This is a genomic window from Bacillus rugosus (assembly GCF_023238245.1).
Classification (GTDB): Bacteria; Bacillota; Bacilli; order Bacillales; family Bacillaceae; genus Bacillus; species Bacillus rugosus.
Genome location: NZ_CP096590.1, coordinates 3,524,811 through 3,536,694 on the forward strand (window position 1 = coordinate 3,524,811; position 11,884 = coordinate 3,536,694).

Sequence of the window (11,884 nt, forward strand, 5' to 3'; positions counted from 1 at the left end):
CGATCCTTTTCTGTTTACTTTTCGTTGTGTGATTCTTTCGGGTATTCTACATCTATATTTAAATCAGGGTATTGAAGCATGTCAACCTTAACGTTTCCCGGCGTATATTCAACAACTGGTTTACGCGGTTCAGCCTGAATAACAGGCTTTCGCGGCGTAATCCGAATATCAAGCTCTGACGGGGCATATTGTATTTTCACCCTTGAAAGAGAAGGAGCATAATGTTCGCCTAATTGAATTTGATGCATCTCAGAGTTCCTCTTTGCTTGTGAAGCGATTGGGTTCCCCTTATTTTCAATTCTCATAAGCTCTGCGCCTTCTTCTGCAGTACGGGCTATTCCTTCCGTTACATCCTCATGCCCTTGCTGCGCGGCTTCTTCGATTCTTTTGAATACATGTTTTCTGTCTAATTCTTCCCATGCTTGTGTTTGGTCAATCGTAAGTTTTCCTGGTGTCACCGATATTTCTATTTCCGCGCTAGGCTGTTCAATCTCTAGATCAGCTTGCGGCTGCTCCATTTTTAAACTGGCGGGCGTTGTTGTTAAACCAATTTTCCCTTGAACACTATGCATAATCAATCTGGGAATTTGCATCACTCTACCTCCTGAACTATAAAAAAAGCGAACTCCTGAGAGCCGCTTACTTTAAAAAGTCAATTAATGTAGGCTGAACAATTTGTGCATTTACAGCCAGAGTAGCCCTATGCACGCTTTGCTGCGCAATAAACTCTGTTATTATTTCTTCCAGTTCCACATCTTCATTGTCTGACAACACTTTTGTAGCTGTTTCTTCTTGAGCTGAAAGTCGTGTATTAACCAGTTCAAGACGATTGTATCTTGCTCCAAGATCAGAGCGTTCAGCGCTCATGCCATCAGAAAATTGATCAATATCATCTAAAACACTGTCCATGCCATCTAGTGAACCTGAACTAAGTGCTTTCTCAAATGAGTCAAGCATTTCAAATACATTCTGTCCGCTTTCAGAAGTGCCCCCAAAAGCTGACTTTGGATCTGAATTTACTTTCAACGTCATATTATTTGATATATTGACAACAACATCAGCGGTATCAGAAATCGTATAAGTACCGTCTCCGTTATCTGTAACCGGAGGCTTGTCTGAATTTGTGCCATTAAAGATATATCTGCCGTTCACTTGTGTATTCGCAATATTTAAAAGCTGTTCCTTTAACTGCTTCACTTCTACGCCAATCGCTTGCCGCTCCGCTTCGCCGTTTGTATCATTTTGAGCTTGAACAGCTAATTCTCTGACCTTTGATAGGATGTCAACTCCTTCAGTAATGTTAGTTTCTGTATTTTCGAGCCAGGTAAAGGCCTGAGAAGCATTACTTTTATATTGCTGCACTTGAGACAGTTGTGACGTATACTTTAAGCTTTTCATCGCTACTACAGGATCGTCGGAAGCTTTTGAGATTTTTTTCCCTGACGAAATCTGCGATTGAAGTTTATCAAGCTTCGAGTAGCTTGAACCGATATATCTCAGTGAGTTTTGCTGAATCATCCCTTGTGTTACTCTCATTTGACTCTACCTACCTTCCTCCAACACCCATGCCGTTGATTACTTTATCAAGCAATTCGTCTTGTAACGTCACCATTCTTGCAGCGGCATTGTATGCGTGTTGAAATTGAATCATATTGGTCATTTCTTCGTCTAAAGAGACCGCGCTCATTTGCTGACGGTTTATGTCAGCATCATTCAGCTGTGTTTCTGTATTAGACGCCAGGCGATTCGCCTCTTGAGCTTTGATCCCCAGCTCGCCAATCAGACCCGCATAATAATCTAACACACTAGTTTCTTTACCATTAATGGTTATTTTACCGGTTAAAACATTCGCTAATTTTGTAGCATTTGCATTATCGTTGGCTGCACCAGTCAGTGAGAAAGCAATGTTTGCGCCTTTTGAATCTATTATGCTGTCAGCAACTTTAATTTTGCCCGCCGCTCCCTTTGCAGGCTCAGTTTCACCGCCAGTAAAATCAAAAAAGTCCCCGCCTTGTTCACCGCTCTTGGTCAAACCATTTCTGTGCACTTCATTGAAAGCTTTCGCGAATTCAAGTGCCATATTGTCAAGATCAGAAAGCATTTCCGGATATATGCCCTTTTCTTCGCCGTCTGCTGTTACATACCCGTAAGACTCTACAAATCCTAAAAGGGATCCCTTACTGCTGAATGATTCCACCTGTACAGCTGTATCTCCGATTGAAATACTTGATACTAACCCAGTTTCATTATCATAGTTGGCTGCAAGTTCTGAAACCTCATAATTTTTACCGTCCAAAACAGTTCCCAGCGACTGTTTATTTTTATCAAGGATTTCAATTGATACAGTTCCTTCAGCAGAAGAAAGTGCATTCCCTCCTGATTTGTTGTAGCTGACTTTGATATCAACCATTGAGGATAATTTATCTATCAGCAAATCTCGCTGGTCATATAAACCATTCGGAAGAAGCCCGACTGGTTCTACTTGTGCAATTTGCTTATTTAAACTGTTTAATTGAGAAAGCAGAGAATTGACATCCAACACAGTTGTATTTAGCTCTGCTTTTAAGTTCGATTGAACATTTGTAAGTGATTCAGAAATATAATTAAACGTTTCAGCTACAGCTTGTCCTTTTCGCGTAACAACAGAACGCGCACTGTCTTCGTTTGTATTATTCGATAATTCCTGCAGGGAATTCCAAAATGAATTGAGCACACTGTTCAAGCCGCTGTCATCCGTCTCATTTAAAACGCCTTCCATTTGGGACAGTGCTTTGGCTTTCGTGTCATAGTATCCGGCACTGTTGTTTTGAAGACGGTATTGGTAGTCAAGAAAGATATCTCTTATTCTCTCAACTGACTTCCCTTGAACTCCCGTTCCCATTTGTCCCGCAGTTTTTTCTGCGTTTTTTGATACAGCAGGAAAATAGTCAGTTGCCTCTAATGAGACTCGCTGTCTTGTATAACCATCAGTATTGGCATTTGCCACGTTATTTGCAGTAGTGCTTAACGCTGCCTGCTGAGCGCTTAACGCCCGCCTTGCAGTTTCAAGCCCCATAAAGGTAGATGTCATATTCTGAATTCCTTTCTGCTAAGCTTTTGAATCAAAAAGTTTCATTCGGCTGCTCTTTGGAAGCTCAGCTTTAATCGATTTGCTGTAATTGAAATTATTTTCCTTAGGAACCAGCATATCGTACGAAATAGAGATGAATTGCAGCGCGTCCCTCGTCAGCTGCCTATTCATCTCATTCACTTCTTTCAGCTGTCCGAGAACGTTAGAAAGAGCTTCATATAGTTGTTCCAGCTCTTCCTTTTCACGGCCTGAGGTTTTGGCGATACATGCGGAAATGGTGTTATTTTCGCTGTATCCGAGAAAGGCGGAAGTCGCTTTGGTCCGGTCATCTTCTGTCTGCCCGATTGCTTGAATATACTTTTGTTCTTTTGTCAAAATGTTAGAAAGCTCTTTTGTTTTGCCGGCTTTGAGCGCTTCCGTCTTTTCCTCAGAAAGCGTGAGCAGGTGCTCATGCAGAACGCAAAGTCGCTTCAATTGGTCAATAATTGGCTTTGCTGACATGGGCTTTCTCCTTTTTTATTGCTTTTTATAAAAATTAATCATATTTTTCGCTATATGATTTGCGTCTACTTTGTATGACCCGTTTTCAATTTGCGCTTTAAGCTGCGCAATTTTTTCCTGGCGTGAACCAGCGACTGCGTCGGATGCATTTTGCATTTCTTTAGCCTGTGATGAAATTTCAATTTTATCTTGAGGCTGTGCAGCAGTTTTTTGCACCGCTTGCTTTTCATAATTTTTTTGGTATGGATTAACGGATTGTGTTCCAAATTGATTGATTTTCATAGGATTCCTCTCGCTTTCCGTTGCAGTCTTTAAACAATCTTAACCCTTTTATCGACTGCGTTTTCAGTTAGTTTAGGGAATCAGCTGTTTTTGGTATTATAGGCATAGTATGTGTCTTTTCTACTATTTTCCCTCTCTGTTTTCAGTGTGTCCTCGTGGTCCAAATGATCCATTTGAGCCTTTAAATCGGACTGGCAAGCCTTGCAAAACTTGCCTTCCCGAATCGATGTCCCGCATCTTTCACAAGGGTATGCCAAATTAGGAAAATGAGTGATTTGAATGCGTTTCTGCCTGATGAATTTCAATATCAGCTCTTCTTCTACACCTGTTTCCTCGGTTATCCGGCTCAAAGTCGATTGCCGGTTTTCCTGTTTCCTTAAAAACTTATATACGATCTCAAATGATTTTTCTTCTTCCTTAATACACGCCTGACATACGGTTTGCAGCTTTGTTTTTAAAAATAAAGCATTGCATTTCGGACAATTCGCCAGTTCTCCCATCTTTTTTCTCCTTATTCGATAATATGCCTGTGTTAATTTCTAGTGATTATATCGGCATAAAAACAGAATCATTTAGCTTCTGATCAAGGTAAAAGATGCCACTGAAGCGGCTTTTCCTTTCTCTAATAAACAGCGGGCTGCAAAATGCAAAGTGGCGCCTGTTGTATAAAGATCGTCTATTAAAATGATATTCATACCTTCAGCTGACTTGTTTTTTGTATCAAAAATACGCGCTGAAAGCAGGCGTTCTCTTTTCTTTTTCTTAGACTGTTTCTCATTATTCAGGCGGATGAGGGGGTGGTGAATAGGGCGGTCTAAACATTCTGCCAGGAGCTGTGCCTGGTTAAATCCGCGCTCTTCTTCCCGTTCCTTGCTCAGCGGAATAGGAACGAGAACATAATGCTTATCGGGATAAACCTGTGAGAAAGTTGAAGAAAAATCACTTTTAAAAGCATTTATGATTTCTGCATCTCCTCTAAATTTAAAACGGGAGAGCGTTTCTTTCATCATATCATTATATGTGTAAACTGAACGGTTTTGGCGCAGCAGCAAACTGTCACTGACCCTTGATTTCCACGCCTCGCAATCCCTGCATACCGCATGAACTGATTGAGGTCTGCCACACATGGTGCAGATATGTCCTGTGATTTTCTTTAATTTTCTTCTGCAGGAATGACAGACCTTTTCTTCAGGCTTTAATAAAAAAAGTGCTCTCCATGTAGCAGCTTGAGAAAATGGCGAACCGCATAATAGACAAATCAGTTTATAAATGCCTCCTCCTGCTTCGTTTGGCATAAATCGCTTGGACTCTCTGACACCATAGCAGCAGATTCAGCCAAAATGACAAGCATAGCCGTGTTTTTTTGTTTATCTACCAGCTCAGCTTTCGTATATGCGATCTTTTTAAGATCAGTGACGTAGGATGGCCTCACTTTGTTTAAAGAAAGTGCCAATACATCGTTTTTGCATACTTGGCAAGTGCAGGTCATATGAAGTTGGTCCATATATCGGTCGAGCAGTTCTTTCATTACGATTTCTTTTGAATTGACAAGCATTTTTACAGCTCCTCATCGTCGGTTATATGAGTATACTGTACCACGTTTTCAAATAATGGCTAGTCTGTTCAATTACTTTTTGCTGCCAAGTCATTCATTTCCTTTATATGCTTTCTTGCATCTAGCATACTCTTTGTTTTTCCGTAGTGAAAGAAAACGACATCACCGTCCGCATGCTCTTTATGCCGCCCGGTTCTTCCTGCGATTTGAACAAGTGCGCTTTCCGTAAAGATAGGCGATTCTGCCCCTAATACACCTGTTTGCACCTTTGGAACCGTGACGCCTCTTTCTAATATTGTTGTTGTGATTAAGAGATCAAGCTGACCGTCTCTGAATTGCTGTACTTTCTCTTTCCTTTGTTTATCTTCCGCATGCACTGACGCTGTTCGGCAATTAACATCTTTAAAGCATGCAACTGCCCTTTCCAGAACAGTAACGGAGGGAACAAACAAAAAAACCGGCCTCCCTTCTTTCACATGAAACTCTATCCATCTTTTTACCGCTGGCGGGATTTTATTTCGATATAAATTCTTTTTCCAGTTTCCGCACCATAGAAAGCGCGGTTCAGGCAAAGGTTTCCGGTGGTGTCTTGCTGGAATGCGAACTGAATGTAACTGTCCGTTCAGTGTTTTTCTTTTTAATTCTTTAGGAGGTGTTGCACTTAAATAAACAAGGGTGCTGTTCTTCTTTCTTGCTTTTTGAACACCGAATTGAAGAGTTTGATCAGCAGAATACGGAAAAGCATCAACTTCGTCAATAATCATAACGTCGAATGCGTCTTTATATCGCAAAAGCTGATGTGTGGTGGAAATCATAAGCGGAGATAAACGCCCTTTGTCATCGCTTCCTCCGTAAAGTGCTGAAATGTCTGCGCCCTGAAAGGCAGCCTTGAGTCTCGGAGCAAGCTCTAATACAACATCGGTGCGTGGTGTCGCAATACATACACGCAACCCTTGATTTAACGCGGATTCTATACCGGGGAATAACATCTCTGTTTTGCCAGCGCCGCAAACTGCCCAGATGAGGAGCTCTTCTTTTTTTGATATTGCATCAATTAAGACATTAGCGGCTTTTTGCTGTCCGCTTGAGAGCTTGCCATCCCATTTCAGCTTTATAGGCTGCCAGTTTGGTTCATCTTCCTCTATCCACGAATATAAAGGCACATCCTCACTCACTCTGCCCATCATGACACAGGAACGGCAATACATCTGATTCTTTCCAGAGAAGTAATAAAAAGAAAAATACCGCTGATCATTTTGGCCGCACCTATTACATTTATACCCCAGTTTATTTATGGATATAGAGTTTTGAGCGGCAATATATCCATTCTCGATATGCCATTCAATCAACTCATCGGAAAATGGGAGTTCAGTTCTTAGCAAATGACGGCTTTGAAGCGTCTGCTGCAATTCTTTCGAAAAAGAAATGTTCTTTTCAGCTGGCATAATCAGCATAGCACCGCCTCCTTTTGAGACAGTATGCCTCAGTCAATATTTTCTGTCCAGCAATCAAAATAAAAATATAAAAAAATCTCCGCTACTAAAACGGAGATTTTACGTTATTTAAAACACCAGCAAATTCCTAGCGCACCCTCACCCAAATGAGTGCCGATGACCGCGCCAAAATAACTGTTATAAAATTCAACGTGAGGATATTTTGCAGAAAGTTCTTCAATGATTTTCGCTGCTTCTTCTTCTCGATTTGCATGGATAACAGCAGCTCGCATAGGCAATCCTTTATTCGCATCTTCGTCTAAAAGCTCATAAATTCGCGAAATTGCTTTTTTACGTGTACGAATCTTCTCAAAAGGCACAATTACCTTATTGTCAAAATGAAGAATAGGCTTTACCTTTAGAAGACTCCCAATAAAGGCTTGGGCGCTGCTTAATCGTCCGCCCCGCTGAAGATGTGCTAAATCATCTACCATAAAATACGCCCGAACTGTTTTTTTCATTTCCTCCAGTTCATCTATAATATCTGCAGGTGATGATGCTCCATTTCTGATTAATTCAGCAGCTTTAAGAGCATAAAAGCCTTGAGCCAGACAGCTGATCTCTGAGTCAAATGGATACACTTCAATATTGTCGACCATTGTGTTAGCAGTTGCTGCACTGCTGAACGTTCCGCTGATCCCACTGGAAAGGTGGATACTGATAACCGCATCATAAGACTGGCCAAGCTCTTCATACAAAGCAACCAGCTCGCCGATTGACGGCTGAGAAGTCGTCGGAAGCTCGGTATGTTTTTTTACTTCATCGTAAAAGCTTTTCCAGTCTAGTTCGATTTCTTCACGATAAGTTTCTTCCCCAAAAACAACCTGGAGAGGGATCATATGTATTTGATGTTGTTCACGCATTTCTTTCGGGATATATGCTGTGCTGTCTGTTACGACTGCAATATTCATAGCTTCGATACCTGCCTTATTGCTTTATAACTCTATTGTAAGCGAAACGGCAGCCTAAAAAAAGACCTGCCTGATAAAAGGCAAGTCTCGTATTATAACTATCTCATTTCTACCCAGCCATTTTTAATGGCGACCACAACAGCTTGCGTCCGGTCGTTTACATTCATTTTTTGCAAAATATTGCTCACATGGTTTTTGACGGTTTTCTCACTGATAAACAATGATTCACCAATACCGCGGTTGCTTTTTCCGTCTGCAAGCATCTGCAGCACTTCACATTCCCGTCTAGTTAAAATATGTAATGGTCTGCGGATTTCAGGGTAGACCTCGTGCTGAGGGTGTGCAGAAACTCCGCTTGTTGCAAGACGGCGGAATTCGTTAACGAGATTGTGAGTAACCTTCGGATGAAGGTAAGAACCTCCCTCGGCAACTACTTTAACCGCTTCAATTAATGTATCAGCATCCATCTCTTTCAGCAGATAACCTCTTGCTCCTGTTTTCAGAGCATGTGTTACATAATTTTCGTCATCGTGAATTGATAGAATAATTACTTTTGATTCAGGATACAGCTCTACAAGCTGTTTTGTAGCTTCCACACCATTTACGTTTGGCATATTGATATCCATGATCACAACATCAGGATGATAGTGCTCTACAATACGAGCCGCTTCGTCTCCGTCGTCGCCTTCGGCTACCACTTCAAAGGTAGGTTCAAAATCCAATATCCGTTTAACACCTTCACGAAATAACTGATGGTCGTCGATAATAACAATGTTTACTTTAGTCACAAGCCACGCCTCCTTGTATTATTGTTCTATATACTCTAGCATTCGGTCAATATGCCTTTTGGCTCTATTTTACAAATCATAGTCAAAGAGATAACGGAACCTTAATCATAATAAATGTCCCAAGACCTATTTTGGAATCTATTGTCATGGTTCCTTCCAATAGATCTACTCTTTCTTTCATGCCCAGCAAGCCGAATGACTTGTTTTTCTTCTCTTTCGCTTCCTTCAGGTCGAACCCTTTGCCGTTATCTTTTATCATTAAAATCACAAAATCCTTTGTGATCTCAACTTTGACTGTAATTTCTTCAGATTCAGAATGCTTTAGCGCATTAGACACAGCTTCCTGTGCGAGCCTGAAGAGCGCAACTTCAAACTGAGGCGCAAGCCGCCTATCCTCTGTTTCACCAATGCACTGAAAATGTATTTTGACCTTCCCGTTATATTCCTCGGTTGTATATAGATATTTTCTTAAAGTTGGAATCAGGCCTAGGTCATCAAGGGCCATCGGTCTTAAATCATATATAATCCTTCTCACTTCGTAAAGGGCATTCCGCACATTTTGACGGAGATTTTTAATTTCTTGGAATCCGTCCTCAGCACCCCGGTCACGGAAAATCCGCTCGATTAATTCCGATCTCATCATAACATTCGCCAGCATTTGAGCAGGTCCGTCATGAATTTCTCTGGATACTCTTTTTCGCTCTTCTTCCTGTGCCTCAATAATTCTTAAGCCGAAATCCTGTTTTGCCTGAGCATCAGCCAGAAGCAATCCGACCTCGCGCAAATCCTGATTCAAATAGTTGAGCACAACTGTTATTTGGCTTACCAATGATTCAGACCGCTCAATGATTTCCTGAAGGCCTAACAATCTTCGCTCTAAATCATCCCGGCGTTCGCGCAGCTGTTTCTCACGCTGCTGGATCATCGTCAATTCTACCTGCAGCTTATGGGCTTTTTCGTAAGCATTGCGGATTTCTTCTTCACTGAACCTATGAAAATTGCGGCTGACCTCGGATAAACGGTTTCTCGCATGGCGGGTTTGCACTTCAAGTTTATCGCCAAGCTCGATAACTTCATACACCTGCTGTTTAATTTGTTTCAGTTCTTCAACCAGCTGTTCATACTGCTGGCGTGACTGTTCCCCGATTTGAAAAACCTCGTCCTTGCTCCCGTCAACGGTTTTCAGCATCTTCATCAAAATAGAATCCAGAACTTTGGAATCCATCTTTGTTTTATTCATAATTTCCCTCCGTCACGGCGTTGTCATATATTTTTATTATAAATGTAATTGATCTGCAAATTATGTCGAATTATAATGAAAGAATGCGTATATTCTAGAAAAAAACAATTTTATATACCTTCTACTCTTTATGATACCAAAATACGCACAAAAATTCTAAAGACTGTACGAATTTCTATAGGCAGTCTTTTATGCTTAGCAGGGGGTCAGCAAGCATGCTGCACAGCTATTTTACTGTGAAAGAAACAGGAGAACACGAAATTGTTATAGAAAAATCGCGTTTTATCTGTCATTTAAGCCGTGTTTCTACCGAACAAGAGGCACAGGAATTTATACAGAAAATAAAGAAACAGCACTGGAATGCGACTCATAATTGCTCGGCTTACGTAATTGGCGAGAACGATCATATACAAAAAGCCAATGATGATGGAGAACCAAGTGGTACAGCGGGAGTGCCGATGCTTGAGGTATTAAAAAAACGCGGACTTAAAGATACTTGCGCCGTCGTTACACGATACTTCGGAGGCATTAAACTTGGAGCCGGCGGATTAATTCGCGCTTATGGGAAATCAGTGTCTGAAGGATTAAATCATATAGGTGTTGTAGAACGGAAGCTTATGCGGGTCATGCATACTTCCGCAGATTACACTTGGCTTGGCAAGATTGAAAATGAATTAAGGGAATCACAATTTCTGTTAAAGGAAATCCATTATGCCGAAAATGTTGAATTCGAAACATACGTGGAAGAAACAGAAACAAACACATTTTCTGAGTGGATGACAGAACTGACAAATGGAAAGAGTGATATTAAAGAGGGAGAGTTGACGTATCTTGAAAAAGCCGTCAATCACATAAAGGAGACTGAATAATGGCTGAACGCGTTAGAGTGCGTGTGCGAAAAAAGAAAAAGAGCAAACGCAGGAAAATTTTAAAAAGAATTGTGTTATTGTTTGCCCTTGCATTATTGGTAGTCGTAGGGCTAGGTGGATATAAACTTTACAAAACCATTAACGCTGCGGACGATTCATACGATGCCCTTTCCCGCGGAAATAAATCAAATCTTCGCAGCGAAGTTGTAGACATGAAGAAAAAACCATTTTCTATTTTATTTATGGGAATAGAGGACTACGCGACCAAAGGACAAAAAGGGAGATCCGACTCTCTTATTGTAGTTACCCTTGATCCCAAAAATAAAACCATGAAAATGCTGAGCATTCCGCGTGATACACGGGTGCAATTAGCCAGTGACACAACCGGAAGCAAAACAAAGATTAATGCCGCTTACAGTAAAGGCGGAAAAGATGAGACCGTTGAAACTGTTGAAAACTTCTTGCAAATCCCGATCGATAAATATGTCACAGTTGATTTTGACGGATTTAAAGATGTAATTAATGAAGTTGGCGGTATTGATGTAGATGTACCTTTCGATTTCGATGAAAAAAGTGACGTAGACGAAAGCAAACGGATTTACTTTAAAAAAGGCGAGATGCACTTAAACGGCGAAGAAGCCTTGGCGTATGCCCGTATGAGAAAACAGGATAAACGCGGAGACTTTGGCCGTAATGACAGGCAGAAACAAATTTTAAATGCACTGATTGACCGAATGTCAAGTGCAAGCAACATTGCTAAGATTGATAAAATCGCAGAAAAAGCCAGTGAAAACGTTGAAACCAATATTCGCATTACTGAAGGTTTAGCGCTGCAGCAGATTTACAGCGGCTTTACCAGCAAGAAAATCGACACGTTGAGCATTACAGGATCTGATTTGTATTTAGGGCCTAACAACACGTATTATTTTGAACCTGATGCCACAAATCTGGAAAAAGTCAGAAAAACGCTCCAAGAGCATTTAGATTATACTCCAGATACAAGCAGCACTGGCACAGATGAAAGCACAACAACTGACGGTACAACAAGCGGAAGCAGCTATTCGAATGACAGCAGCACAAGCTCAAACGGTACAACAAATTCAACAACTGATTCATCTTATTAAAAAAATGCCCGGTCCTTTAGAGGATCGGGCATTTTTGCACAGAAAAAAACT

The 11,884-nt window shown here is 41.0% G+C and carries 14 protein-coding genes; 2 read left to right on the plus strand and 12 right to left on the minus strand.

What is annotated here, in order from left to right; translation table 11 throughout:
- Window positions 1–14 precede the first annotated feature (14 nt).
- From M0696_RS17915 to degS, 12 genes are all read right to left on the minus strand, one after another.
- Window positions 15–593: a DUF6470 family protein gene (locus M0696_RS17915; protein WP_248602231.1), complete on the minus strand. Its 579-nt coding sequence runs from the start codon at window positions 591–593 to the stop codon at window positions 15–17.
- A 46-nt stretch (window positions 594–639) separates the two neighbouring features.
- Entirely contained in the window at window positions 640–1,536 is an 897-nt protein-coding gene (flgL, locus tag M0696_RS17920; RefSeq protein ID WP_248602232.1) for a flagellar hook-associated protein FlgL, read from the minus strand.
- A gap of 10 nt (window positions 1,537–1,546) precedes the next feature.
- A complete protein-coding gene (gene flgK, locus M0696_RS17925) occupies window positions 1,547–3,070 on the minus strand; it encodes a flagellar hook-associated protein FlgK (RefSeq protein ID WP_166847711.1) in 1,524 nt (507 codons plus the stop codon).
- Window positions 3,071–3,088: 18 nt separating this feature from the next.
- Window positions 3,089–3,571, minus strand: a complete 483-nt coding sequence (flgN, locus tag M0696_RS17930) for a flagellar protein FlgN (protein ID WP_166847708.1) — start codon at window positions 3,569–3,571, stop codon at window positions 3,089–3,091.
- Window positions 3,572–3,586: 15 nt separating this feature from the next.
- Window positions 3,587–3,853: a flagellar biosynthesis anti-sigma factor FlgM gene (gene flgM, locus M0696_RS17935; protein WP_014665557.1), complete on the minus strand. Its 267-nt coding sequence runs from the start codon at window positions 3,851–3,853 to the stop codon at window positions 3,587–3,589.
- Between the two features lie 80 nt (window positions 3,854–3,933).
- Window positions 3,934–4,353: a TIGR03826 family flagellar region protein gene (locus M0696_RS17940; RefSeq protein ID WP_166847705.1), complete on the minus strand. Its 420-nt coding sequence runs from the start codon at window positions 4,351–4,353 to the stop codon at window positions 3,934–3,936.
- Between the two features lie 72 nt (window positions 4,354–4,425).
- On the minus strand, window positions 4,426–5,148 hold the full coding sequence (locus M0696_RS17945) for a ComF family protein (protein ID WP_166847702.1): 723 nt from the start codon (window positions 5,146–5,148) through the stop codon (window positions 4,426–4,428).
- Window positions 5,112–5,408 (minus strand): late competence protein ComFB, encoded by a 297-nt coding sequence (comFB, locus tag M0696_RS17950; RefSeq protein WP_166847699.1) that lies wholly within the window; start codon window positions 5,406–5,408, stop codon window positions 5,112–5,114. The genes M0696_RS17945 and comFB overlap by 37 nt, the downstream gene beginning before the upstream one ends.
- Window positions 5,409–5,476: 68 nt before the next feature.
- Entirely contained in the window at window positions 5,477–6,859 is a 1,383-nt protein-coding gene (gene comFA / locus M0696_RS17955; protein ID WP_248602785.1) for an ATP-dependent helicase ComFA, read from the minus strand.
- A 107-nt stretch (window positions 6,860–6,966) separates the two neighbouring features.
- Complete coding sequence (locus tag M0696_RS17960) at window positions 6,967–7,812, minus strand: DegV family protein (protein ID WP_248602233.1); 846 nt, start codon at window positions 7,810–7,812, stop codon at window positions 6,967–6,969.
- Between the two features lie 98 nt (window positions 7,813–7,910).
- Entirely contained in the window at window positions 7,911–8,600 is a 690-nt protein-coding gene (gene degU / locus M0696_RS17965) for a two-component system response regulator DegU (RefSeq protein ID WP_003219701.1), read from the minus strand.
- An 82-nt stretch (window positions 8,601–8,682) separates the two neighbouring features.
- Window positions 8,683–9,840 (minus strand): two-component sensor histidine kinase DegS, encoded by a 1,158-nt coding sequence (gene degS, locus M0696_RS17970; RefSeq protein WP_166847694.1) that lies wholly within the window; start codon window positions 9,838–9,840, stop codon window positions 8,683–8,685.
- Window positions 9,841–10,055: 215 nt separating this feature from the next.
- Here degS and M0696_RS17975 point away from each other — a divergent pair, with 215 nt between their 5' ends.
- Entirely contained in the window at window positions 10,056–10,709 is a 654-nt protein-coding gene (locus M0696_RS17975; RefSeq protein WP_166847675.1) for a YigZ family protein, read from the plus strand.
- Entirely contained in the window at window positions 10,709–11,833 is a 1,125-nt protein-coding gene (locus M0696_RS17980; protein ID WP_222142129.1) for an LCP family protein, read from the plus strand. The genes M0696_RS17975 and M0696_RS17980 overlap by 1 nt, the downstream gene beginning before the upstream one ends.
- The last annotated feature ends 51 nt before the right edge of the window (window positions 11,834–11,884 follow it).